The organism is Corynebacterium lowii (assembly GCF_001412085.1).
GTDB lineage: Bacteria > Actinomycetota > Actinomycetes > Mycobacteriales > Mycobacteriaceae > Corynebacterium > Corynebacterium lowii.
Genome location: NZ_LKEV01000003.1, coordinates 43,713 through 65,983 on the forward strand (window position 1 = coordinate 43,713; position 22,271 = coordinate 65,983).

At 61.8% G+C, this 22,271-nt stretch carries 27 protein-coding genes; 17 read left to right on the forward strand and 10 right to left on the reverse strand.

Annotated features, from left to right (window positions below; translation table 11 throughout):
- The 6 genes from Clow_RS05810 to Clow_RS05835 all read left to right on the forward strand — a co-directional run bounded on the left by Clow_RS05810 (position 1) and on the right by Clow_RS05835 (position 5,063).
- Positions 1-1,608, forward strand: coding sequence for an ABC transporter family substrate-binding protein (locus Clow_RS05810; RefSeq protein ID WP_156334692.1), 1,608 nt, complete (start codon positions 1-3; stop codon positions 1,606-1,608).
- 11 nt (positions 1,609-1,619) lie between these two features.
- A complete protein-coding gene (gene mshB / locus Clow_RS05815; RefSeq protein WP_055177697.1) occupies positions 1,620-2,507 on the forward strand; it encodes an N-acetyl-1-D-myo-inositol-2-amino-2-deoxy-alpha-D-glucopyranoside deacetylase in 888 nt (295 codons plus the stop codon).
- Complete coding sequence (locus Clow_RS05820) at positions 2,500-2,910, forward strand: hypothetical protein (RefSeq protein ID WP_055177699.1); 411 nt, start codon at positions 2,500-2,502, stop codon at positions 2,908-2,910. Before mshB ends, Clow_RS05820 begins: the two co-directional genes overlap by 8 nt.
- 64 nt (positions 2,911-2,974) lie before the next feature.
- Positions 2,975-3,298, forward strand: coding sequence for a ferredoxin (gene fdxA, locus Clow_RS05825; RefSeq protein WP_055177701.1), 324 nt, complete (start codon positions 2,975-2,977; stop codon positions 3,296-3,298).
- A gap of 22 nt (positions 3,299-3,320) precedes the next feature.
- A complete protein-coding gene (gene dapC / locus Clow_RS05830; protein WP_055177703.1) occupies positions 3,321-4,430 on the forward strand; it encodes a succinyldiaminopimelate transaminase in 1,110 nt (369 codons plus the stop codon).
- Positions 4,431-4,487: 57 nt separating this feature from the next.
- A complete protein-coding gene (locus Clow_RS05835) occupies positions 4,488-5,063 on the forward strand; it encodes a GtrA family protein (RefSeq protein WP_055177706.1) in 576 nt (191 codons plus the stop codon).
- Here Clow_RS05835 and Clow_RS05840 read toward each other — a convergent pair.
- The 3 genes from Clow_RS05840 to Clow_RS05850 are packed head-to-tail and all read right to left on the reverse strand — an operon-like array spanning position 5,060 to position 6,250.
- Positions 5,060-5,542 carry a hypothetical protein gene (locus tag Clow_RS05840; RefSeq protein WP_055177707.1) on the reverse strand — a complete coding sequence of 161 codons (483 nt, stop codon included), beginning with the start codon at positions 5,540-5,542 and terminating at the stop codon, positions 5,060-5,062. The two genes, Clow_RS05835 and Clow_RS05840, sit on opposite strands and share 4 nt — an antisense overlap.
- 13 nt (positions 5,543-5,555) lie before the next feature.
- Entirely contained in the window at positions 5,556-6,032 is a 477-nt protein-coding gene (locus tag Clow_RS05845; protein ID WP_055177709.1) for a hypothetical protein, read from the reverse strand.
- On the reverse strand, positions 6,029-6,250 hold the full coding sequence (locus Clow_RS05850) for a helix-turn-helix transcriptional regulator (protein WP_055177711.1): 222 nt from the start codon (positions 6,248-6,250) through the stop codon (positions 6,029-6,031). Before Clow_RS05850 ends, Clow_RS05845 begins: the two co-directional genes overlap by 4 nt.
- 573 nt (positions 6,251-6,823) lie before the next feature.
- Between Clow_RS05850 and Clow_RS11740 the strand changes: the two genes are divergently transcribed.
- Positions 6,824-7,195 (forward strand): hypothetical protein, encoded by a 372-nt coding sequence (locus Clow_RS11740; protein ID WP_156334694.1) that lies wholly within the window; start codon positions 6,824-6,826, stop codon positions 7,193-7,195.
- A 52-nt stretch (positions 7,196-7,247) separates the two neighbouring features.
- Here Clow_RS11740 and dapD read toward each other — a convergent pair whose 3' ends face one another.
- From dapD to Clow_RS05865, 3 genes are read right to left on the reverse strand one after another with little or no spacing between them, the layout of a single operon-like run.
- The gene (gene dapD / locus Clow_RS05855) at positions 7,248-8,216 is read right to left on the reverse strand and encodes a 2,3,4,5-tetrahydropyridine-2,6-dicarboxylate N-succinyltransferase (protein ID WP_055177713.1); all 969 of its coding nucleotides are present in this window, start codon (positions 8,214-8,216) and stop codon (positions 7,248-7,250) included.
- Positions 8,213-9,598, reverse strand: coding sequence for an amino acid permease (locus Clow_RS05860; protein ID WP_055177715.1), 1,386 nt, complete (start codon positions 9,596-9,598; stop codon positions 8,213-8,215). The genes dapD and Clow_RS05860 overlap by 4 nt, the downstream gene beginning before the upstream one ends.
- The gene (locus Clow_RS05865; RefSeq protein ID WP_055177719.1) at positions 9,598-10,998 is read right to left on the reverse strand and encodes an amino acid permease; all 1,401 of its coding nucleotides are present in this window, start codon (positions 10,996-10,998) and stop codon (positions 9,598-9,600) included. Before Clow_RS05865 ends, Clow_RS05860 begins: the two co-directional genes overlap by 1 nt.
- 95 nt (positions 10,999-11,093) lie before the next feature.
- On the opposite strand from Clow_RS05865, the gene dapE reads away from it, so the two are divergent.
- The 7 genes from dapE to Clow_RS05895 all read left to right on the forward strand — a co-directional run bounded on the left by dapE (position 11,094) and on the right by Clow_RS05895 (position 16,267).
- Positions 11,094-12,203, forward strand: coding sequence for a succinyl-diaminopimelate desuccinylase (dapE, locus tag Clow_RS05870; protein ID WP_211256941.1), 1,110 nt, complete (start codon positions 11,094-11,096; stop codon positions 12,201-12,203).
- Positions 12,204-12,322: 119 nt separating this feature from the next.
- Entirely contained in the window at positions 12,323-13,180 is an 858-nt protein-coding gene (locus Clow_RS05875) for an LOG family protein (RefSeq protein WP_082418578.1), read from the forward strand.
- Positions 13,181-13,215: 35 nt separating this feature from the next.
- Positions 13,216-14,052, forward strand: a complete 837-nt coding sequence (gene folP, locus Clow_RS05880; RefSeq protein WP_055177722.1) for a dihydropteroate synthase — start codon at positions 13,216-13,218, stop codon at positions 14,050-14,052.
- Between the two features lie 5 nt (positions 14,053-14,057).
- Entirely contained in the window at positions 14,058-14,807 is a 750-nt protein-coding gene (locus Clow_RS05885) for a glucosyl-3-phosphoglycerate synthase (protein ID WP_055178023.1), read from the forward strand.
- A 10-nt stretch (positions 14,808-14,817) separates the two neighbouring features.
- Positions 14,818-15,120, forward strand: coding sequence for a DivIVA domain-containing protein (locus Clow_RS05890; protein ID WP_055177724.1), 303 nt, complete (start codon positions 14,818-14,820; stop codon positions 15,118-15,120).
- 44 nt (positions 15,121-15,164) lie between these two features.
- Positions 15,165-15,341, forward strand: coding sequence for a DUF3117 domain-containing protein (locus Clow_RS11175; RefSeq protein WP_069724582.1), 177 nt, complete (start codon positions 15,165-15,167; stop codon positions 15,339-15,341).
- 59 nt (positions 15,342-15,400) lie between these two features.
- Positions 15,401-16,267, forward strand: coding sequence for a methyltransferase domain-containing protein (locus tag Clow_RS05895; protein ID WP_055177726.1), 867 nt, complete (start codon positions 15,401-15,403; stop codon positions 16,265-16,267).
- A gap of 5 nt (positions 16,268-16,272) precedes the next feature.
- On the opposite strand, the gene Clow_RS05900 is transcribed toward Clow_RS05895, so the two are convergent.
- From Clow_RS05900 to Clow_RS05910, 3 genes are read right to left on the reverse strand one after another with little or no spacing between them, the layout of a single operon-like run.
- Positions 16,273-17,772 (reverse strand): glycoside hydrolase family 32 protein, encoded by a 1,500-nt coding sequence (locus tag Clow_RS05900; RefSeq protein WP_055177728.1) that lies wholly within the window; start codon positions 17,770-17,772, stop codon positions 16,273-16,275.
- 18 nt (positions 17,773-17,790) lie between these two features.
- Complete coding sequence (gene budA, locus Clow_RS05905) at positions 17,791-18,531, reverse strand: acetolactate decarboxylase (RefSeq protein ID WP_055177730.1); 741 nt, start codon at positions 18,529-18,531, stop codon at positions 17,791-17,793.
- A gap of 54 nt (positions 18,532-18,585) precedes the next feature.
- Positions 18,586-19,263, reverse strand: a complete 678-nt coding sequence (locus tag Clow_RS05910; RefSeq protein ID WP_082418565.1) for an O-methyltransferase — start codon at positions 19,261-19,263, stop codon at positions 18,586-18,588.
- A 122-nt stretch (positions 19,264-19,385) separates the two neighbouring features.
- Here Clow_RS05910 and sigE point away from each other — a divergent pair, with 122 nt between their 5' ends.
- The 3 genes from sigE to tatB are packed head-to-tail and all read left to right on the forward strand — an operon-like array spanning position 19,386 to position 20,978.
- Positions 19,386-20,027, forward strand: a complete 642-nt coding sequence (gene sigE / locus Clow_RS05915; RefSeq protein ID WP_370871889.1) for an RNA polymerase sigma factor SigE — start codon at positions 19,386-19,388, stop codon at positions 20,025-20,027.
- Between the two features lie 29 nt (positions 20,028-20,056).
- Positions 20,057-20,470 carry an anti-sigma factor family protein gene (locus Clow_RS05920; protein WP_245625715.1) on the forward strand — a complete coding sequence of 138 codons (414 nt, stop codon included), beginning with the start codon at positions 20,057-20,059 and terminating at the stop codon, positions 20,468-20,470.
- 16 nt (positions 20,471-20,486) lie between these two features.
- Positions 20,487-20,978, forward strand: a complete 492-nt coding sequence (gene tatB / locus Clow_RS05925) for a Sec-independent protein translocase subunit TatB (RefSeq protein WP_055177732.1) — start codon at positions 20,487-20,489, stop codon at positions 20,976-20,978.
- A 152-nt stretch (positions 20,979-21,130) separates the two neighbouring features.
- Here the strand turns inward: tatB and Clow_RS05930 are convergent, their stop codons facing one another.
- On the reverse strand, positions 21,131-22,264 hold the full coding sequence (locus Clow_RS05930) for an Mrp/NBP35 family ATP-binding protein (RefSeq protein ID WP_055177734.1): 1,134 nt from the start codon (positions 22,262-22,264) through the stop codon (positions 21,131-21,133).
- Positions 22,265-22,271: the final 7 nt, after the last annotated feature.

Sequence of the window (22,271 nt, forward strand, 5' to 3'; positions counted from 1 at the left end):
GTGAACCCCGTGAAGAATCTAGGGCGTGCAGGCCGCCACCGCGCCGGCCTCGCTGCCCTTTCCACCGTGGTAGCGGCCTGCATCGTTGCGGGCTGCTCGGCTCAGCCCGCCCCGCCTCCGGTGGAGGAGGCCCCCACGCAAAGCGCTGCGCCGACCACGACCTCGGCGGCCCAGCGCTCCGCGCGCGAGGAACCGGAGCGGACGTCGCTAGCAATGGGCATTGATCCGCTGCGCAATGGCTTTAACCCGCACCTGCTGGCGGATTCCACGGCCTTTGTGGATTCCCTGGCCGATTTGGTGCTGCCCTCGGCATTTAACGGGGAAGAACTCAATGCCGATCTGTTGGTTTCCGCCGAGCCGGTGGACCCGCCCAATCCGCAGGTGGTGCAGACGGTGCGCTACGTGCTCACCCCGGAGGCGCAGTGGTCCGATGGCACCCCGGTGAGCGGCAACGATTTTGTGTATCTCTGGGAATCCCTGCGCGATACCCCCGGCGTGCGTGGGGAGGCGGGATACCGCGCCATTGCCGACGTCCGCACCAGTGGCGGCGGCAAGACGGTGGAGGTGGACTTTGCTCAGCCCGTGGCCCAGTGGCGCAGCCTCTTTAGGCATCTGCTGCCCGCACACCTGATGCAGAATGTGGGCTTTAACCAGGGGATGCGCGAGGGAATCCCGGCCTCCGCGGGGCGGTATATGGTGCGCAAGGTGGATCGCGCGCGCGGCACCGTGGAATTAAGCCGTAACGATCGCTTTTGGGGGAGTAGCCCGGCGGTGACGGAACTCCTGCTCTTCCGCTCCGTGCGCGGCACCACCGAGGGCACCGATCAACTGCGTAGCCGCCAGCTCAGCTACCTGGACATTACCCCCGCAGAGACCTCCGAGCAGGCCTTCGGACTGGTGCCGCAGAGCCGCCAGCGCGTCGTGAGCACCGGCCGGGAACTAGCGCTGACCCTCTCCGTGGATTCCGCGGCGCTGGGGGAGCCGTCTGCGCGCGCGGCCCTTCTTTCGCTTATCGACGTCCCCGCTATCGCCCGCCTGGCGGCCGGGCGCAGCGTCAACCTAGAGGTGCCGGAGAGCAGCGCTGAGCAGGCCACCGAGGAGGCCCTAAATACCCTACGTGAGGGAACGAACGCCCAACCGCTGCGCATTGCCGCCGATCCCGCCGATAGCGAGGCCTCGGCGGCGGTGCGGGCCATCGTGGATAGCCTCAGTGGGGCCGGGGTGGTCGCGCAGGTGGTGCCCAGCGACGTAGAGCAGGTCACCGGCGAGGGCCTTGGTGCCGGGGAGGTGGATGCCGTGGTGTCCTGGCGCGGCGCTGAGCCGGATTCTATCGAGGCGGCCGGGCGCTATAGCTGTTCGGAAACGACGGCGCGGAGCAGCAATCTTTCTGGTTATTGTTCCCTGCCCACCCAGGGGCTGATCGGGGAGGTGCTGGCGGGCCAGGCCGACCCCTCGGTTCTCAACGAGGTGGAGGAAACCGAACACCTCAGCCTGCCGCTCCTGCGGGAAACTCGGCTGATGGTGGCCGGGCCGGAAGTAGAGGGCCTGCCCGAGAACCCCGAGCAGTGGCAGGGCCTTGCCACGGCGGCGCAATGGAAGAAGCGATGAGGAGGAACCCGATGAATCTCATGGGAAAGCGCGTGGTGGCGGTGCACGCCCACCCCGATGATGAGGCGATTTGGACCGGTGGCGCCCTGGCCCGCCTCGCTCGCCTGGGCGCAGAGGTGACCGTGGTCACCTGCACGCTCGGGGAGGAGGGCGAGGTGATCGGGAACCCCTACGCGAACTTGGTGGCCGATCACGCGGATCAACTCGGCGGTTTCCGCATCGGGGAGCTGCGCGCCTCCCTGGACGCCTTGGGAGTGTGCGGCCGTTTCCTGGGCGCGCCGGGGAAGTACCGGGATTCCGGCATGGCGGGCACGCCCGCGGCTAAGCACCCACCGGCCTTTGCCTCCTCGGGAGAAACAGCCGTTACTGACCTCGTGGAGATACTGGAGGAGATTCACCCCGACCTCCTGATTACCTACGGCCCCGATGGTGGTTATGGTCACCCGGATCATATTCGGGCACACGAGATTACTCACGCGGCAGCCCGGCAGGTGCCCGTGGCTGGAATCCTGTGGGCGGTGACCTTGGAATCGGAATTGCAAGCGGGCTTGGAGGCCATCGAGCATATTCCCGCCGGGTGGCGAGCGGCCCAGTCCGGGGAGATCGCCTGCGTGCCGCAGGCCGACCTGGCTGTCCACATGACGGTGGGGGAGATGGCGGCCAAGGCTGCCGCCATTCGTGCCCACGCCACCCAACTATGGCTGGCCGATGGCTCCGTGAGCGCCACCAACCCGCAGGCCGCCTATGCCACGCTGCGCCATCCGGGCCCCGCCGCCCAGGTCTTTGCCCTGTCTAACCTCATCGCGCAGCCGCTGACCTGGAAGGAGCACTATCAGGTGGGGGAGGGCTCGGCGCTGCTGGGCGATGTGCGCTGGTGGGAGGAGGCTGCCGGTGAGTGAGCAAGAGGGCGTCGATAAGCCCCTTACCCGCACCGATTTCTCCAAAGGGGAGGCGGCTCTGGGCCTGTTGTGGCTGGCTATTGCGGCGCTGATCTCCGTGTTGTTGGAGGTGGTGTACCTGGGTACCTGGATTACCCTGCCCGGTGGCACGAAGATCCCCTTCCCCTACATGATCGTGGTGGCCTTCCTGTTCAACCGCGTGCTCAGCCGCACGGCCCTGTTGTGGACCCGCCACGCGGGCCTGGCCGGTATTCCCCTGTGGACCTGGTTGATGGGATACGTGGTGCTCACCATGTGGGTAGCGGTAACGGGGGATCAGCTGGTGGGCAATAATATTCGCAGCGTTGCGCTGCTCATCGCGGGAATGATCGGAGGCGGTTGGCCGCTGGTGATAAGAAAATGACATACTATGCGGTGTCACTGCGCTACCGCGCGTGATTTCCCGTAAATGGAGTTCCCGATACACGATGACTTATACAATCGCACAGCCCTGTGTGGATGTCATGGACCGCGCCTGCGTGGAGGAGTGCCCGGTGGATTGCATCTATGAGGGCAAGCGCTCCCTGTACATTCACCCCGATGAGTGCGTCGATTGCGGTGCCTGCGAGCCCGCCTGCCCGGTGGAGGCCATCTTCTACGAGGACGATGTGCCCGATGAGTGGTTGGACTACAACGATGCCAATGCGGCCTTTTTTGATGACCTCGGCTCTCCGGGCGGGGCACAAAAACTGGGACCGCAGGACTTCGACGCCCCGCTGATCGCCGCCCTTCCGCCGCAAAACACCGACTAATCCGCTTGAGAGAAGGCCCGCCATGACCCGCACTCCGCTGGGAGATACGCTGCCCGATTTCCCCTGGGACTCGCTCGCCCCCGCCAAGAAGCGCGCGGCCGAGCACCCCGAGGGAATCGTCAATCTATCCGTGGGTTCCCCCGTGGATGAGGTGGCGCCGGGTATCCAATTGGCCTTGGCGGAGGCGGCAGCCTATCCGGGTTATCCCCAGACCGTCGGCACCCCGGAACTGCGGCGCGCGATCATCGAATCGAGCGCTCGCCGCTACGGGATCACCGAGCTAGGGGAGAACTCCGTGCTCCCCGTGGTGGGCACCAAGGAGGCTATCGCCTGGCTGCCCACCACCCTCGGGCTGGGCAAGGGCGACACCGTGGTGATCCCGGAACTGGCCTATCCCACCTACGAGGTGGGCGCACGCCTGGCGGGCTGCGAGGTGCTGCGCACCGACTCCACCGTGGCACTAGGCCCGCAGAGGCCGGGCCTGATCTTCCTCAATTCCCCCTCCAACCCTTCCGGCAGGGTGCTCGGGGTGGAACACCTGCGCAAGGTGGTGGAATGGGCCCGCGAGCGCGACGTAATCGTCGCCTCCGACGAGTGCTACCTCGGCCTAGGCTGGGACGACGAGCGCCGTCCGCTCTCTTTGCTGCACCCCGAGGTCTGTGGAGGCGACCACAGCAATCTGCTGGTTATTCATTCGCTTTCTAAGACCTCCAACCTGGCCGGATACCGTGCGGGTTTCTTTGCGGGCGATAGTGGGCTTATTGCAGAACTCACCTTGGTGCGCAAGCACGCCGGACTCATGGTGCCGTACCCTATCCAGTCTGCCCTGCGGGCCGCCTTGGAGGAGGACACCCAGGAGCAGGTGCAAAAGATGCGCTACGCCGCCCGCCGCGCCACGCTGCTGCGGGCGGTCACCGAGGCCGGTTTCACGATCGAGCACTCCGAGGCCGGGCTTTATCTCTGGGCCACTCGCGGGGAGGACTGCTGGGATACCGTCGAATGGTTTGCCGAGCGCGGCATCCTCGTGGCCCCCGGTTCCTTCTATGGCCCCTCAGGGGGCAAGCATGTGCGAATCTCCCTGACCGCCACCGATGAGCGTATCGACGCCGCCACCGCCAGGTTAGGCGCATAGCACTGCGGCAAGTAAAGTAAAGCCCTTGAGGTATCCGTATTCTAGTGAGGGCTGAACATAGTGAACCGTGGTCTTTCCCGTGAAAGTCTTTCACGCAATTTTCGACAGTTCCTCACTTTTGGCCTCATCGGTGGCTCCGGCACCATAGTGAACTTTGCCGTGGCCGTTTTATCCAAGAAGATCGCCGGGTGGACGGCGGGTATCTCCGTGGACGATCCATTTTTGAATCTCCTGGGCACGCAGTTTCACATTCGCTGGTACCACGTATTCATGGTGATAGCCTTCCTGGTGGCTAATACCTGGAATTACCAGCTCAACCGCATGTGGACGTTCAAGGGTATGAGCACGCGCAGTTGGCTGCGGGACTTCTTCCCCTTCCTCTTTACCGGCCTGGGAGCCTTTGCGGTGAGCACCGTGGTGGCTACTTTCCTGATGAATCCCACCTCACCCATCGCGCTGCCCTCGGATATTCTCGATGATTCTTCCGGGCTGCGTACCAAGTTCTACTGGGCAACTATTATTTCCACCTTAGTGGCCATGCCGGTGAACTTTGTGGTGAATAAACTATGGACCTTTGGCCGCCAGCGCGGGCACCGCGTGGTGTTAGAACAGGAACCCGTGGGGCAGGGTTAATCCTCGGAATCGAGCTTTTTATCTAGGCGCTGGCGATCTTTCCGCCGGCGCTTTTCTGATTGTTTGGTGCCGTAATGGTACATAGTAAAGATCAATCCCGTTAGGCCTCCAATGAGTAGAGTGATGATGGACTCGCCGAGGAGGTGCAACTTATAGGCCATGCCGACGGTTGCGATAATGCAGAGTGGAGCCGCTATGAGTAATTCCGGCAGAGATCTTGTGTGGGCACACGGTATCGCCACCGTTCTGCGCAGCCACCGGATACCGGCGAGCTGAGCGAAACTAGAAGCGAAGAGGGGGAGAGCACAAAGAAGGGAATAGTAGCCGGGCAGGACCCAGGCCAAGACGGCCGCGATAAGGAGACTGAGCCAATCGTTATAGGCCACTGCGACGGTAGAAGATTTGTGGAGCATGGCTTGCTCGAACTCGTCATCGACAAGCCGGTTAGTGCGTTTAATGGCGTAGTCTGCGTAACTCATAGTGGGGGTCTCCTTATTGACTCTCGGAATCGAGCTCTTTATCCAGGCGTTTTCGATCTTCTTCGCGCCTCTTCTCGGAGCGCTTGTAACCGTAGTAGGCGCCACCGAGTCCGCCGATGAAAGGTGTGAAAGCGAAGGGATCGCTGGGCCAGCCAATATTGTGGAATATACCCACGCCCATGCACACCATGAGAAGGACAGAGAGAATGAACTCCGGTGGTGATTGTGTGGAGTATCGAGGAATCGGAACGGTGCGCCGCATCCAATAGACGCCGATGAGGCGGGGCAGCGTAAGCGGAATGAGAAGAATGATACAGGCCAAGAGAGAATAGGCCCCAGGTAAAACCCAAGCGAAAATGACACCGAGGACGATGCAAAACCAATCGTTATAGGCCAGGGCCACGGTGGAGGACTTATGGAGCATGGCTTGCTCGAACTCGTCATCGACAAGCCGGTTAGTGCGTTTTATAACGTAGTCTGCGTAACTCATGCGGGGGTCTCCTCTTGATTCGCGCCAAAGACGCTTTCAACGGTTTGGTTGAGTTCGTGACAGATAGCGAGGGCAAGGTGAACCGAGGGGGAGTAGTTTCCCTTTTCGATGTTGGCGATGGTCTGCCGTGACACCTGAACCCGCTGGGCGAGTTCGGCCTGGGAAAGTTCGTTCCATCGGCGGTACTTGCGCACCATGTTGGGGGGAACTTCTGGCATAGGGCTCCTTTGGGATGCTTACATGGCAAAGTGTAAAGAATAATTTACATCTTGTCTAGTGGTCTGGGGTAAAAAAGTGGGTGCCCTGGTCAACGACCAGGGCACCCACGGGGGTGGAGTGGAAAGGCTAGTTGGCGTGTAGGGCCTCGTTGAGGGTCACCGAGGAGGTGTAGGGGGTGGCCTCCACGGAGCCGGAAACGGAGTTGCGGCGGAAGGGGGGGTGGCACGTTGTGCTGAAGGCGGCAGATTAGGTTTAGGGGACATTGACCCTTGTGCAACGTGGTGGCTCGGTGTCGTGGTTGCGGCGGGTTTTATGGCCTGTGGGGATGCGTGATGTCTTCTATCGCCTAAACCTGCATCATTCTTTTGTCCAGACAGGGCGGTGTATTTATTTTGCACGGTTGATGGCGGATGTTGGAACTCTGTGGCATGTTTCTAGAGCATGCTTAATATTGTAGGAAAAAACCCACAGACTACGCGGTAAGGATTTGTCATGTGTGCTATGAATATAAATGATACTGTCTAGTGAGAGCTATCTGTTTCTATGTTTGTTCTAGCTAATATAGGAGGAATGTGATGGACGTGAAAGATTATATCAACTCGGCTATTCTGACGCCGGAAAATGATGTATCAGGGGAGCTTAAAAATCCTGAATATTGCGTTACTTTCTGGAAGGAAGAAGAATCTGATGATCTGGAATCTAGATTCTCAACGAGAAGATATAAGTGCTCTCATGCCACGGGCATTATGGAGGTTATTTCTTGGGCTGAAGATAATGTGAAGCCCAAGGAATCAATCGCTATCCTATTTATTCAGGTTTGCGTTGATGAACAGGGAGAGAGGTACGACTCTATGCACTTGGTGCATGGAGTTTATCCTGAGGGGGTAGAAACTTCACCCGGCGCAGACTTTAGCTGGACGATGCGTAAAGCTACTGATGCTTAAAGTGGGTGCCCTGGTTGTTGACCGGGGCACCCACGGGGGTGGAGTGAAAAGACTAGTTGGCGTGTAGGGCCTCGTTGAGGGTTACCGAGGAGGTGTAGGGGGTGGCCTCCACGGAGCCGGAAACGGAGTTGCGGCGGAAGAGAATACCGGAGGCACCCGAGAGAGTGGAGGCCTTCACCGTGGTGCCCTCATCGACACCAGCAGCCTGGGCCACCGTGCCAAAAACGGATACCTTGGTACCCGCCGTAACGTACAGGCCGGCTTCCACCACGCAATCATCACCCAGGGAGATACCCACGCCGGCATTAGCTCCCAGCAGGCAGCGCTCACCGATGGAGATAACCTCTTTGCCGCCGCCGGAAAGGGTACCCATGATGGAAGCGCCGCCGCCCACGTCGGAGCCATTGCCCACCACGACACCGGCGGAGATACGGCCCTCCACCATTGAGTTACCCAGCGTGCCGGCGTTGAAGTTCACGAAGCCCTCGTGCATGACGGTGGTGCCCTCCGCAAGGTGGGCACCGAGGCGCACGCGGTCGGCGTCGCCAATGCGAACGCCGGTGGGAACCACATAGTCCACCATGCGTGGGAACTTATCCACGGAGTAGACCGTCACCGGGCCGCGCGTGGCCAGGCGGGCGCGCACCATCTGGAAATCGGCCGGGGTGCAGGGGCCGTAATTAGTCCACACCACGTTGGCGAGCAGGCCGAAGATACCATCCATGTTTTGCCCGTGGGGGCGTACCAGGCGGTGCGAGAGCAGGTGAAGGCGCAGGTAGGCGTCGTAAGCATCGGCGGGGGCCTCATCTAAGGAGGCGATGCGCGTTTCTACCGCCACGCGAGCCACGCCGCGGTCCTCGTCCGGCCCGGTGAGGGGCGCGAGATGGGCCGGGGCCTCGTCAAGACGGTCGGTTCCCGCGGTCAAAGGGGTGTCGTGGAGCTGAGGTGCGGGGAACCAGACGTCGAGGACGGTGCCGTCGTGGGTGAGGGTTGTTATTCCTTGAGCTGATGCAGAAGTCATGATTTTGAACCTACCTGAGAGGGGCGGGGTTTGGTGATGAAGGATAGGGCAATGAGCACCGCCATGACGATGAGCACGGAGAAGATCTGCGAGCGCGAGCCGGCGTCGAAAAGCATGAGCGCCACGAAAGCCAAGAGTGCGGCAATGGTGGCCCAACCGATCCAGGGATAGCCCCATACGCGCACGGTGGTGATTTCCCCATTGCGTTCCAGCTCTGGGTGGAGTTTGAGGTAGCTGGCGGCCACCATAATCCAAATGACGATGAGAATGCCGCCCACGGCGTTCAAGAGGAAGTCAAGCAAGCCAGTGGGATTCCACCATTGCAATCCCACCGAGGCAAAGGCAAAGACCATAGAGAGCAGCACCGCATTAAAGGGCACGTTTTCCTTATTCAGCTTGCCCAGGAAAGCCGGGGCATTGCCCTCCACGGAAAGGGAATAAGCCATGCGGGAGCTGGCGTAAATCTGGGCATTAAAGGCGGAAAGGAGGGAGACCACGATCACGGCTTCCATGAAGCCCACCACGCCGGGAATATCAGCGATCTTGAGCACCTGGGTAAACGGAGATTCCGCGGCTGTTTCCGCCCCTTGAATCTGAGAGGCGGGGAGCAGGAAGGTAATTACCAAAACGGAGCCGAGGTAGAACAGGCCAATGCGCCAGAGGGTAGAGCGAATGGCGGTTTTGATGGAATCCTGCGGATTTTCCGATTCTGCCGCCGCAATGGTGACGATCTCAATGCCGCCGAAGGCAAAGGCCACGGCCAAAAGACCAGCGGCCAGGCCCGGAATACCGTTGGGCATAAAACCGCCCTCGCCGAGGAAGTTCTCAGTACCCACAAACTCATGGCCGGGCAATAACCCGAAGATGAGTAGCGTTCCCAGGACCAGGAAGAGGATAATCACGCTGACCTTGATGAAGGAGAACCAGAACTCGAACTCGCCAAAGCCGCTCACCTTAGCCAGATTGACCACGGCAAAAAAGGTGACGCACACCAGGGCGGGTATCCAGGGGTCTACGCCAAACCAGGAGGCCATGATGGAGGCGGCGCCGGTCATCTCCGCGCCGAGCACCATAATCATCATGAACCAGAAGAGCCAGCCCAGGGTGAACCCCGCCCAGGGGCCAAAGGCCGCGCGGGCGTAGGTGGCAAAGGAACCGGGGGCGGGGCGGGCGGCGGCCATCTCACCGAGCATGTACATCACCGCCAGCACCACGCCACCCGCGATGAGGTAGGCGAGCAGCACCGAGGGGCCGGCGCTGCGAATCCCCACGCCGGTGCCCAGGAAGAGGCCCGCGCCGATGGCGGAGCCAAGGCCCATCATCGTGAGGTGGCGGGTTTTTAATCCGCTGCCTAGCTGAGTTTCGTCGCTCTGATTGGTCATCAGTGATCCTTATGCTGTGAACGTTCTGTTCCGTTTAATGTAGCTGGTCGGCGCGTGATGAATGCTATCGCCAAAATAATGGCGCAGATCACCAGTACGGCGTAGATCTGCGTGCGTGCGGCGGCGTCGGCAAGCATGAGCGCAACGATGGCGCCGACCGCGATTAGGGTGCCCCAGGCGGCCCAGGGATAGCCCCACATGCGCACCTGCCCTATTTCCCCGGAGCGCACTAGGCGGGGATGCAAGCGCAGATAGGAGGCGATGATGGATACCCAGATCACCACGAGGCAGCCGCCCACGGCGCTCAGCAGGAAATCGAGCAGGCCGGTGGGGTTCCACCACTGCAATCCCACCGAGGCAAAGGCGAAGAAAACCGAGAGCAAAAGGGCGGCGGTGGGCACCTGGTTATCGCTGGTGCGGGCGAAGATCGCGGGGGCGTCGCCACGCAGGGCCAGGGAATAACACAAGCGAGAAGAACCGTAGAGTTGTGCATTAAAGGCAGAAAGCAGCGCCACCACAATAACGGCCTCCATAAATCCCACCACGCCGGGAATCTGAGCCTGTTCCAATACCAGGGTGTAGGGGGATTCGGCGGCGGAATCGGCCCCGCCCATCGTGGCGTAGGGAAGTAAAAAGGCGATAACCAAAACCGAACCGATATAGAAAATGCCAATCCGCCAAATAACGGAATTGACCGCCGTGGTGATCGAGCGCTGCGGGTCCTCCGATTCCGCCGCAGCGATGGTCACCATTTCAATGCCGCCGAAGGCAAAGGCCACGGCAAGCAGGCCCGCCGCCACCCCAGACCAACCGTTTGGCATAAAGCCGTGCTCACCCAGGAAGTGCTGCGTACCCACGAACTCGTGGCCGGGCAGCAGGCCAAAAATGAGCAGCCCACCGATGACCAGGAAGGCGATAATCACCGCCACCTTGATAAAGGCAAACCAGAATTCGAACTCCCCGAAACCACGCACGGAAAGCAGATTGACGGCCGCGAGAATAACCACGCAAATCAGGGCTGGCAGCCAAGGACTCACCCCAAACCACGAGGCCATAATGGCCGCCGCGCCCGTCATTTCCGCGCCCATAATCATCACCATCATGAACCAATAAAGCCACCCCACGCTAAATCCCGCCCAGCGGCCAAAGGCCTGCTCGGCGTAGTCGGAGAAGGTGCCAGCCGAGGGGCGTGCCGCCACCATTTCTCCGAGCATGCGCATGATGAGCACGGTGATGATTCCGGTGATGAGGTAGGCGATGAGCACCGCGGGGCCTGCGGCCCGGATTCCCACGCCGGTGCCCAGGAAGAGGCCCGCGCCGATCGCGGAACCCAACCCCATCATGGTCAGATGCCGGGTACGCAGGCCGTGGCCTAATCCTGTGTCGGTCAAGGTGGACATGGATAAAACTGTATAACCGCCCCGGGACCATTCCACACCGGGTACCCCCGTGTCCCACCCACCCTCTACGCTCGGAGGGCATGAACACTTCTCCCGTGCTTGACCTCACCGGCGACCCCATCGAGCTGACTGCCGCGTTCGTCGATATTGCCAGCCCATCGCACCATGAGGAGGCTATTGCCGACGCCCTGGAGGCCTCCCTGCGCGCTACCCTCCCTGCCGAGGTGGAGGTGCTGCGATATAACAACAATGTGCTTGCCCGCACCCAGCGGGGATTGGGCTCCCGTGTCATTCTTGCCGGCCATCTCGATACGGTTCCCCTGGCCGATAATGTTCCGCATACCCGCGGCAAGGATGGGGAAGGCCGCGATACCCTCTTTGGCTGTGGAACGGTGGATATGAAGTCCGGCCTGGCGGTCTATGCTCAGGCTTTTGCTTCGCTTGCGGATTCCCCCGACCTGCGCCACGATCTCACCTTTATCGCTTATGAGGGCGAGGAGGTAGCCACGGAGTTTAACGGGCTGGGCCATATCGAAAAGGAACACCCGGAGTGGCTGCGCGGGGATGTCGCCTTGCTAGGGGAGCCCTCCGGTGGCGTGATCGAGGCGGGCTGCCAGGGCTCTATTCGCCTGAAAGTAAAGGCCACGGGTACCCGCGCCCACTCCGCGCGGGCCTGGCTGGGGGCCAACGCCATTCATCGCCTCAGCCCGGTGATAGAGCGCGTGGCGCAATACAGTCCGCGCGAGGCCGTGGAGATGGATGGCTGCGTATATCGAGAGGGCCTGAATGTGGTGCGCATGGAGGCCGGGGTGGCTAATAATACGATCCCCGATGAAGCATGGTTCTTTGTGAACTTTCGCTTTGCGCCCGACCGCACCTGCGATGAGGCCCTAGAACATCTCCTAGGGGTGCTGGATATTGAGGAAGAAGAACACCTCAGCTACGAGGTAGACGATGTGGCGGCCCCGGCGGCCCCCGGTTTGAGCGTTCCCGCAGCACGAGCGCTGGTGGAGGCCGTGGGCGGCGAGGTGCGGGCCAAGTACGGCTGGACCGATGTGTCCCGCTTTGGGCAATTGGGTATCCCCGCCGTGAACTTCGGCTGCGGTGACCCCGGCTTTGCCCACAAGAAGGATGAGCAGTGTCCGGTAGAGCAGATCACTGAGGTATCCCAGGCGCTCCACCGTTATCTCCGGGGCGAGGCGTAGAGGAGCGGCTTAGGCGTGAGGCCTAGGGCCGAGGCGTAGCGGAAAAGCAGGGCTTAGTGGAAGAGCGGAAAGTGAACGAGAAGAGCGCAGACGTGGTTCATCGGCTAGGTTCGGATGGCATGGCAGAAAATACGGAAGAAGTGCGGCAGGATCAGCGGGATCGGCAAAAGAGAACATTGCGCGGCCCCTTATTGGTGCGTTCCTCGGGGAATCAAGAATCCACCTACGATCAGCGGCTTCTAGAGCTGCGCGCCGATCACGATTGGATGCACGCGGACCCCTGGCGCATTCTGCGTATTCAGTCGGAGTTTGTTTCTGGCTTTGATGCTCTGGCCGATCTTCCTCCCGCCGTGAGTGTCTTTGGCTCCGCGCGCGTTCCCGCCGACCACCCCTACTACTCCCTGGGTGTGGAATTGGGCCAAGCTCTGGTGAAGGCTCAGTACGCGGTGATGACCGGGGGCGGGCCGGGACTCATGGAGGCCCCTAATAAGGGAGCACAACAGGCGGGCGGATTATCCGTGGGCCTGGGCATTGAGCTTCCCCATGAGCAGCGCCTCAACGAGTACGTGGACGTGGGATTAAACTTCCGCTATTTCTTCGTCCGCAAGGTGATGTTCCTGAAGTACTCCCAGGGCTTCGTGTGCCTACCGGGTGGCATGGGTACGTTGGACGAACTCTTCGAGGTGCTGTGCATGGTGCAGACCGGCAAGATGAGCAATTACCCCATTGTGCTCATGGGCACCGAGTATTGGGGCGGGCTTATCCAGTGGATTAGGGAGCGCCTGGTGGAAGAAAAGATGGTATCGCCGCAGGACGCCGATCTCTTCTTCGTCACCGATTCCGTGGAAGAGGCCGTCAGCCACATTCGCTCCGTGCACCGGAAGGTGCTGGGTGACAATATGCCTCTGGGAGACAGCACACGTGCGAGTGGCGATACGTCTTTGAGCGGCAGCACCCCTCGACAGGGAGGAAAGTGAAAGAGCAGACACGAGGCAGCGGTAGATTAACGGGCATGAATCCTGCGTTGCCTGCGGTCATGGCCATCGTGAATTGCACCCCCGATTCCTTTTATGACAAGGGCGCCACGTATCGCCATGAGGAAGCCCTCGCCCGCGCCGAGGAGATGCTGGCCGAGGGGGCTTCCATCATTGACGTGGGAGGGGTCAAGGCGGGTCCCGGACCACAGGTGGATGCCCAGGAGGAGATACGCCGCGTGGTTCCGGTGATCGAGGAACTACACCGACGTCATCCTGAGGCCTTGATCTCCGTGGATACCTGGCGAGCTGAGGTGGCACAGGAATCCATCACGGCCGGCGCGGGACTAGTGAACGACACCTGGGCGGGGGCGGACCCCGAGTTGGTGGAGGTGGCCGGGCATCACCGTGTGGGCTATGTGTGCTCGCATACGGGCGGCATGACTCCGCGCACCCGCCCGCACCGGGTGCACTACGACGATGTGGTGGCGGATGTGATTGAGGAGACCACGGCGTTGGCCGAACGCGCGGTGGCGTGCGGGGTACCGGAGGGCAAGATTTTCCTCGACCCCACTCACGACTTCGGTAAAAATTCTTTTCACGGCCTGGAATTGCTGCGCCGAGTAGATGAATTGGTGGCTACCGGTTGGCCGGTGCTCATGGCGCTATCTAACAAGGACTTTGTGGGAGAAACTCTGGATCGCCCCGTGCGCGAGCGGGTGGCGGGCACGCTTGCCGCGACGGCCTGGGCTGCACAGCGGGGAGTGGCGGCTTTCCGGGTGCACGAGGTGGCTCAGACCCTTGACGTGGTGCGCATGATCGCGGCCATTGAAGGGAAAATGGCGCCCCTCTCCACTATCCGGGGGCTGGCGTGATCCCGATAGAGCAGGTCAGCGTGGTGATTCCGGCGCTCAATGAGGAATCCACGGTAGGGCAGGTGGTGCGCGATGCTGCGGCGGATCGCCCCCTGGAAGTGCTGGTGATCGACGCAGATTCGCAGGACGAGACCGCCGCCGAGGCCCGCGCCGCCGGAGCACAGGTGGTGAATTGGCGCGAGGTGCTTCCCCAGGTGAAACCCGCGCCGGGCAAGGGGGAGTCGCTGTGGCGCGGGGTGGCTGCCGCGTGCGGGGAGGTGGTGGTATTTCTCGACGCCGACCTCACCGCCACCGCGCCGGGCATGGTGAGGGCTCTGAGCGCTCCGTTTGGCGATGAGGGGGTGCATATGGTCAAGGCCGATTATGTGCGTACCTTTCAGGGGCGGCCCGGGGCCGGCGGGAGAGTCACCGAGCTCACCGCGAAGCCCCTGCTGAGCGCACTCTTTCCCGAACTCGATGGAATACACCAGCCCCTCGGCGGCGAGTATGCCCTGCGGCGCAGCACCGCGTTGAGCCTGCCCTTCGTGGAGGGTTACGGGGTGGAATCGGGGTTGCTTATCGACGTCGCCCAGCGTTACGGTCCCGCAGCTATCGCCCAGGTGGATTTGGGAACCCGGAGCCACCGTAACCGCCCTCTTTCGGAACTGGGGCCGATGGCCCGCATGGTGGCCGCCACCATTCTTTCCCGCGCTGGGGTTCCCGGCGTGGAGGTGGCACAGCGCCCGCCCCTTTCTACTATGGTGAAGCCGGAATAAGGAGCGCCGAATGGTTTTTGTGATGTGGATACTGCTCATCCTCGTGCTCTGCGCCTTGGTGGTGGTGGGCACGTGGGCCTGGGGCAGGATCTTTGGGCGCGCTGAGGTGGATGCGCCGATGGAGGAGAGCCTGCGTGTGCAGGAACACAATGCGGAGGCATTGGCCCGGGGTGAGCTTGACGATGTGCGCTTTGAGCTGGTGCTTAGGGGGTATCGTCCCGATCAGGTGGATGCGGTGATTGTGGAGTTGTGGCAGCGTATCGAGGCCCTAGAAGCCCAGGTGGCCCGGCACGCTGCGGGCAAAAATGACTAGGCTTGTGAAGAGTATCTGTAGAAATCTGCAAGGAGCCTGGTGAAATGGCAGCGATGAAGCCCCGCACTGGCGGGGGCCCGATGGAAGCCGTAGTGGAAAATCGCAAGATCGTGATGCGTATTCCCTCCGATGGTGGCGGAAGGCTTGTGGTGGAGATGACGCACGAGGAAGCCTCGGAGCTCGGAGAGCTGCTTAGCCAGGCCGCTGAATCCGGCAACTAAGGTCACCGTATATCCTGTGGGAAGAATCACCCACGATCGTTGATAGGAGTAGTCGCCCCATGCTTCACGATGTCATTGACGTTTTGGCCGATCCTATCGACGGCACCGCGCTGAGCGGGGTGGATGAGTTCCGCCGCTTGGTTTCGGAATCGGGACATAGCTATGACATCGCCAAGCAGGGGTATGTGACCCTCGCCGGGGGATCGGGGTTGCGACACTCCGGCGACGATGTGGAGATGATTCGCAACCGCGAGACCTTCCTGAGCCGGGGGCATTTCGCTCCTTTCGTGGAGGCGGTGACGCATACCGTCGGTGATGTTCTCGATGAGGCCCAGGTGCCCGATGAGGCCGAGCCGGTGATCTGCGAGATCGGCGCGGGCACCGGCTACTATCTCTCCCACACCCTCGATACGGTGCTGGGTTCGCGCGGCGTGGGCCTGGACGTTTCCATCCCCGCCGCGCGACATCTGGCTAAGTGCCACCCACGCGTGGGGGCCGTGGTGGCCGATGCGTGGTCGCGCTTGCCGCTGCGCGATGCCTCGGTGGACGCCATCACCGTGATTTTCGCTCCCCGTAATGCCGAGGAGTTTGCTCGCGTGCTCACCGAGCGCGGCGAGGTAGTGGTGCTCACCGCTGATACCGGTCACCTTGCGGAATTGCGCGAACCCCTGGGCATTATCGACGTCGAGAAGGGCAACGTGGATCGCCTCATCGAGCAGGCCTCGGGGCACCTCGCCTTGGTGGGTCAGCCTCGTACCATCGAGTTCCCCATGAATCTGGATCAAGATTCCATTGCCGCGCAGATAGGGATGAGCCCCTCGGCGCGGCACATCGAACCCACCGAATTGCAGCGGCGTATCCAGGCCCTGCCGCCCACCATGACGGTTACGGCGAGGGCCACCATCACGCGGCTGGGCCGCGCTTAGCCTGCCTAAAACTCGGCGTCGAGTTCTTCTTCCGCCCAGTCGGGCAGCCGGGAGGTGTCCAGGGAACCCGCCGAGCGGCGGAAGGAACGCTCCACGCTGGCTTGCCCGGATTCGCTCACGCGAATCTCCGAGCAGCCGCCCTCAAAGTACACCCGGCTGGCCATAGAAACGGCTCCACCATCGGCAAAGACTTCCACGGTGGAGCCGTCCACGATGATCGTGAGGGAATCGGAATCTCCCTCGGCCAGGTCGGCGCTGGCGGGGCGATCGCCCTGGTGGTGCGGATTCATGGAGCGGTCAAGCACCAGGGTGGAACCCCGGTGGGAGACGCGGGTGGCGAGGTTGCCCGCGGCGTCGAGAAGCTCCACGGTGATCTCGGAGCCCTCGGGAACCTCGCACAATCCGGTCCACGACTGCGCGCTGTGGGTGTGGGTGATCTGCTCCACGAGCCCGGCGGCGGGGGTTTGGAAGAGTACGCCGCCCTGCAAGGTGGTCACGCGCGGTATCGACATCGCATTGGCCCAGCCCTCGGCGGTGAGGCTGAGGTGTTTGGCGGGATCGTCGAGGCGGCCTATGCCGTTGAGCTGGCCCACGAGGGCGGCGCGATCAAAGCGTTCTTCTTCCGCCATGGTGCCGGGGGTGAAGGTGGTGTTGCGGGGACGGGTGAAGTCGTGCCCGTAATCAATACGGCGGAAGGGGGAACTCACGGTGAACACCGCTTGGTGCAGTTGACCCACCAGATAGCCGGATATGTCCACGCCCTCGTGTTCCACGGTTACCAAGAGCACATCGTGAATCTCTCCATCCACCTCATCGCGCAGGCGCAGAATCCGGGGGGAGACGATATTAGCTGCCGGATCAATGCCCGTGTTTCCCTCAAAGCGCAGCGCACCTTGGAGCTGCCACGTGCGGCCATCGTCCGAGTGCAGCATGGCGAGGCCGGGGCGCTCCATAGAACCGGTGACGGCGAGCATGAGCCACCCCGCGTGGCCCTCGTCGCGGTCCTCGTGAGTCACCCAATCGGGAACCACGCAGGGGGAGCGGAAGTTATTAATTCCGGCTTCCGCGCCCGTCTCATCGGTGACCACCGCACCCAGGCGCTCCACCTGGGGATCAAGGGCCAGGGGGTCCTCGGAAAGATCGGCCGTGGTGGCCGGGAGGTTATCAATGTGGGCGAGGTGAATCTGCGTGCTCTGCTCGGAATCGGTCTGCGAGGTCACGGAGGTGAAGTAGAGGTGCAGGCCGTTTTCCATTGCCGCGATAGAACCAGCGCGCACTTTTGCTTCCTCTGCCGAGGGCGCGAGCACGTCATCACATTCCTCCCATTCGTAGGGGGTGTCCTCGGAGAACTGGTGCCCCCAGCGCGCCGGTGCCGCCGGATCGGGGCGGTACTGGTGAAAAACATGCCAGGTATCGCCATCAAGCAGGACGGCTGCGGGGGCGTCCAGCACGCCCACCTCGGCGGTGAGGTGAAGTTCGGGGCGGTAATATTCGGTATTGCTCATAGTGGGGCCTTTCGGTGCTTAGTTCTTTATCTCGGTGGTGTGGATTTGGCGGTCTAAGTCCTCGGGCGCGAGTGCCGCTCGGGAGAAATCGGTGGTGAGGGGAAGCCGGAGGGAAAGGTCAGTGCCGGGGCATAATTCCACGATCCCGGATTCCAGCGTGAAATCTAAGACATGCCCGCCTTTGCTGCGTTCAGTATCGAGGAAATGAACGTGGCAGCCGGGAACCCCTATGCCCTTTTCATATACCGGGGTGCGAAATCCCCCGAGTGTTCCCTCAATATCACGAAAATGCAGTTCGGCGTCGTCGCCGGTGGCCTCCACCATGGGGCGGTAGGGCTTGGCCTGCTTGGTCACGGTGCGCACGGTGACGTCGCTAAATCTCCCGGTGATGCGCACGGCATACATGTAGTTTTCGCTGGGCTGAAGCTCATCAATAAAGTCCGCGAGTTCGGTGCGGCGTAGCCCAGGTGGGGGAGTATCGCGGATATGCGGCACGAAATTGGTCATCACGGTAAAAGGGGAGAGCTGATCTAAAGTAGCGCGCTGGGCGCTGCCATCTCCGCGTACCTGATAGCACACGCCATCAAGCACGATCATTTCACCATCGAGGGCATCAAAGGTGCCTATTCCAAAATTGCCATGACCGAGGAGTTCCCCCACGGTCATTTCGCCATCGTAAATGCCGTCAAGCAGGGCGGTCATCAAAGAGTTTTGGAAGATGGTGTGCCGTTGCGCGGGAAAATGTTTTTCCGTTCCCATGCCGCCCGAGGATAGTCACGCGCGAACCTTCCTGCACGGGCCTTAAAGAAAAGTTTAAGAAAGGCGTGTGACCAGCGTTGTTCCGGCTCCAAAGGGAAGATGAGAGATCACGGCTTTCTCTCCGAACGTGAGCAGATGCTCCTGTGCGGCGCGGGCTGCGGCGGTGGCCTGATCCTTGCGGGAGGTATCGGCCACGGTGGCGTCCAGGAGGGCGTCGGCAAGCACCAGCGTGCCTCCGGGGACGAGAAGGGGCCAGGTGGCGTCGATAACTGCGCGCAGTTCCACGGGCTCTACCTCCGCATAGACCAGCTGGTAGCTTTCCGGGGCCATGCGGGAAAGCACGTCGAGGGGGCGCGAGGGCAAAAAGCGTCCCCTCGACGGAGCAAAGCCCGCGGCGCGGAAGGCCTCCTTAGCCTGGCGCTGGTGCTCGGCCTCGGGATCAATGCAGGTCACTGTGCCCTGCTGAGGCATACCGCGCAGCAGATAAAGCCCCACCACCGCGAGGGCAGGGGTTAGCGCTATGGCCCCGGCGGACTTGGTGCTGCTACTGGCGGCGGTAAGGGCGCTCAGCACCATTCCGGTGAGGTGATCGGGGGCGGTGAGCCCGTATTCCTCGGCATCGCGCCGCGCGGCGGCAATCGCCTTATCGACGCTCGCTTGCGGTCCCTCCTCCTGGGTAGCAGGCAGGGAATTGATGTAATCACGCAGGGAATCGAAGGCTGTTTCAGTCACGGTTTCTTAGTGTAGGACGCAGAGGAGGGTGAGGGGGATAAAGGCACGCTCTGTGGCTCACAGAAATCTCTACGGGGCTTGTATGGTCTTTGGGAGAAGCGCTTGGCACAATGGTCACCATGATGACGCAAGGACGCGATGAGTCAGCCACGCTCAGCACCGACTATCAGGATGAATCCGAGGTACTGACGGGCACCGCCGCGTTCGATGCCGGCACCGGGGATATGCCCTCCTGGGGCGAACTCGTGGCCGAGCACGCCGATAGCGTTTACCGCCTGGCCTATCGCCTCAGCGGTGACCAGCACGACGCCGAGGACCTCACCCAAGAGACCTTCATGCGCGTATTCCGCTCCCTCAAGCACTACCAGCCGGGAACCTTCCGCGGCTGGCTGCATCGCATCACCACCAACCTCTTCCTGGATATGGTGCGTCACCGCAACAAGATCCGCATGGAGGCCCTGCCGGAGGACTATGAGCGGGTACCGGGCACGGATATGACTCCAGAACAGGCCTACCACGTCAACCACCTCAACCCCGTGCTCCAGGAGGCTCTGGATCAACTCGCTCCGGACTTCCGCGTGGCCGTGGTGCTCTGTGACGTGGTGGGAATGAGCTACGAAGAAATAGCCGACACCCTGGGCGTGAAGATGGGTACTGTGCGTTCCCGTATTCACCGCGGACGTTCCCAACTGCGCGCCAGCCTGGAAAGCGCGGCCGAGGGCAGCGAGGACGCCCGCCTGCTCCTCCCCAGCGCCGGGCGCTAACCGCGCATAAAGGAGTAGCGTGGGGCACCATGAGCTTTGATACACACGAGCGGGGATACCCTGGGGGAGCTGCGCATAAGAAGCGCCGCCCCAAGGTATTTGCCTCCGTGGATCACCTCAATCCCGAGGTCGTAGCGGGTTTTGTCGATGGCGAATTATGCGCCACAGCTTTGCACAGGGCTCGCGTTCATCTGGTGCACTGCGGGGAATGCCGAGGCGAGGTGCACCGCCAGCGTTCCGCCGCTGAGGCCCTGCACCAGGCCAATTGGACCGCGGAGGTGCGCGCGCCCAGCGAATTGCTGAGCAAGCTGCACGATATTGCGAAGGGAGCCTGCGGGGCAGGGCCGGGGGCCGAAGCTGTGCCCACTCCGCGCCCCGAGACGATGCTCGATAAATTAGAAGTACTGGTACGAACCGTGCGTAAAAATACGGGTTTGCGCTGACATCTAAGGTTATATTGTGTTTTCAAGCATTGGATGGCCAGAGGTCTTTACGATATTCCTGCTGGGACTCATCGTGATCGGCCCCGAGCGAATGCCGGGGCTTATTCAAGATGTGCGAGCCGCGATTTACGCCGCACGCAAAGCCATTAACAATGCCAAGGCAGAACTCAATGGTGACCTGGGGGAGGAGTTCGAGGAGTTCCGCAAACCCATCTCCGAGGTGGCCAAATGGCAGCGGATGGGACCGCGCGCGGCGATCACCAAGGCGCTTTTTGATGGGGATGAGGAGTTCATGGATTCCTTTGACCCCAAGAAGATCATGGCCAAGGACACCGCGGGGGAGGCGCATCGGCGCAAAAAGGAAGAACAGAAGGCTGCGGAGCCGCAGCCTTCTGTTCCCGCATCCCCCCGCACTAACCAGCCTGCCCCGTCTGTGCAATCGACGGCCCCCACGGCTTCTGCCCCCGCTCCCAGCAGCGGGGAGTTCAACTGGGCCGATATTATGTGATCCCGCCTGCCGGGATTGGCTTACGGCGTTATGCCCTTGCTACCGCGCCGGGTTGTGGCTTTGGGCCGCTTACCACCTCCGAGTTACCCGGCTGGGCTCACCTGCTGAACCTGCTGAGCTTAAGAACGCGCTGAGCCTAAAAGCCTGCCGAGCTAGGAGCGGGTCACGCCCAGCCCCAGGGGGCGCCCCGCCAGGGATTGGCGGCGCACCGCCAACTTTTCCGCCAGCCCCGCGCAGGCTTGGGCGGCGGGGGAATCCGGCTCGCTGAGCACCACCGGGGTGCCCGTATCTCCGTGTACGCGCAGCGCCGGGTCCAGGGGAATCTGGCCGAGGAGCGGCACCTCCGCGCCAGTGAGCGTGCTGAGTCGTTCTGCCACCTGCTCGCCGCCACCGGAGCCAAAGACCTCCATGACGGTGCCGTCGGGAAGCACCATCGCGGACATATTCTCAATCACGCCTGCTACGCGCTGGCGGGTCTGCTGGCTAATCGAGCCCGCGCGCTCCGCCACCTCGGCGGCGGCGGCCTGCGGGGTGGTCACGATGAGGAGTTCCGCATTGGGCACCAGTTGTGCCACGGAGATAGCCACGTCGCCGGTGCCGGGGGGAAGATCAAGCAGCAGCACATCGAGGTCTCCCCAGAACACATCGCTGAGGAATTGTTGGATAGCGCGGTGCAGCATGGGGCCGCGCCACACTACCGGGGCATTGCCCTCCACGAACTGACCGATGGAGATGAACTTCACCCCGTGGGCAATGGGGGGAAGAATCATGTCCTCCTCCATCACTGTGGGGGGTTGATCGGAGCCCATGAGGTGCGGAACGGAGTGTCCATAAATATCGGCGTCCACGATGCCCACGCGCAGCCCACGGGCGGCCAGTGCGGTGGCCAGATTCACCGTGACGGAGGATTTACCCACTCCACCCTTGCCCGAGGCCACGGCGAAAACGCGGGTGGTGGAATCCGGCTGGGCAAAGGGGATTACCGGCTCGCTATGCGATCCACGCAGGGAGGCACGCAACTGGCGGCGTTGCTCATCGCTCATCACATCCGTGGTGACTTCCACGGAGTCCACGCCCGGCAATTCTGCGACGGCCGCCCGCGTATTGGTTTGCAGCGTATCGCGCATGGGGCAGCCCGCGATGGTGAGGTAAATCTCCACGGACACGGCAGAGCCCTCAATGGAAATGGACTTCACCATTCCTAGTTCCGTAATCGGCTTGCCTAGTTCTGGGTCCTCCACGCGCGAGAGGGCCTTGCGTACATCGGATTCGCTCAGGGTAGACATCGCGTAT

Excerpts from the sequence above, each read along its gene's own strand:
- Clow_RS05860 (WP_055177715.1), bottom strand. The coding sequence starts at position 9,598 with ATGACCAATCAGAGCGACGAAACTCAGCTAGGCAGCGGATTAAAAACC.
- Clow_RS05845 (WP_055177709.1), bottom strand. The coding sequence starts at position 6,032 with ATGAGTTACGCAGACTACGTTATAAAACGCACTAACCGGCTTGTCGAT.
- Clow_RS05900 (WP_055177728.1), bottom strand. The coding sequence starts at position 17,772 with ATGAGCAATACCGAATATTACCGCCCCGAACTTCACCTCACCGCCGAG.
- Clow_RS05850 (WP_055177711.1), bottom strand. The coding sequence starts at position 6,250 with ATGCCAGAAGTTCCCCCCAACATGGTGCGCAAGTACCGCCGATGGAAC.
- folP (WP_055177722.1), top strand. The coding sequence starts at position 13,216 with ATGAATCCTGCGTTGCCTGCGGTCATGGCCATCGTGAATTGCACCCCC.
- fdxA (WP_055177701.1), top strand. The coding sequence starts at position 2,975 with ATGACTTATACAATCGCACAGCCCTGTGTGGATGTCATGGACCGCGCC.
- Clow_RS05875 (WP_082418578.1), top strand. The coding sequence starts at position 12,323 with ATGGCAGAAAATACGGAAGAAGTGCGGCAGGATCAGCGGGATCGGCAA.
- dapC (WP_055177703.1), top strand. The coding sequence starts at position 3,321 with ATGACCCGCACTCCGCTGGGAGATACGCTGCCCGATTTCCCCTGGGAC.
- Clow_RS11175 (WP_069724582.1), top strand. The coding sequence starts at position 15,165 with ATGGCAGCGATGAAGCCCCGCACTGGCGGGGGCCCGATGGAAGCCGTA.
- Clow_RS05840 (WP_055177707.1), bottom strand. The coding sequence starts at position 5,542 with ATGAGTTACGCAGACTACGCCATTAAACGCACTAACCGGCTTGTCGAT.
- dapD (WP_055177713.1), bottom strand. The coding sequence starts at position 8,216 with ATGACTTCTGCATCAGCTCAAGGAATAACAACCCTCACCCACGACGGC.
- Clow_RS05895 (WP_055177726.1), top strand. The coding sequence starts at position 15,401 with ATGCTTCACGATGTCATTGACGTTTTGGCCGATCCTATCGACGGCACC.
- Clow_RS05890 (WP_055177724.1), top strand. The coding sequence starts at position 14,818 with ATGGTTTTTGTGATGTGGATACTGCTCATCCTCGTGCTCTGCGCCTTG.
- Clow_RS05865 (WP_055177719.1), bottom strand. The coding sequence starts at position 10,998 with ATGTCCACCTTGACCGACACAGGATTAGGCCACGGCCTGCGTACCCGG.
- budA (WP_055177730.1), bottom strand. The coding sequence starts at position 18,531 with ATGGGAACGGAAAAACATTTTCCCGCGCAACGGCACACCATCTTCCAA.
- Clow_RS05920 (WP_245625715.1), top strand. The coding sequence starts at position 20,057 with ATGAGCTTTGATACACACGAGCGGGGATACCCTGGGGGAGCTGCGCAT.
- Clow_RS05930 (WP_055177734.1), bottom strand. The coding sequence starts at position 22,264 with ATGTCTACCCTGAGCGAATCCGATGTACGCAAGGCCCTCTCGCGCGTG.
- sigE (WP_370871889.1), top strand. The coding sequence starts at position 19,386 with ATGACGCAAGGACGCGATGAGTCAGCCACGCTCAGCACCGACTATCAG.
- mshB (WP_055177697.1), top strand. The coding sequence starts at position 1,620 with ATGAATCTCATGGGAAAGCGCGTGGTGGCGGTGCACGCCCACCCCGAT.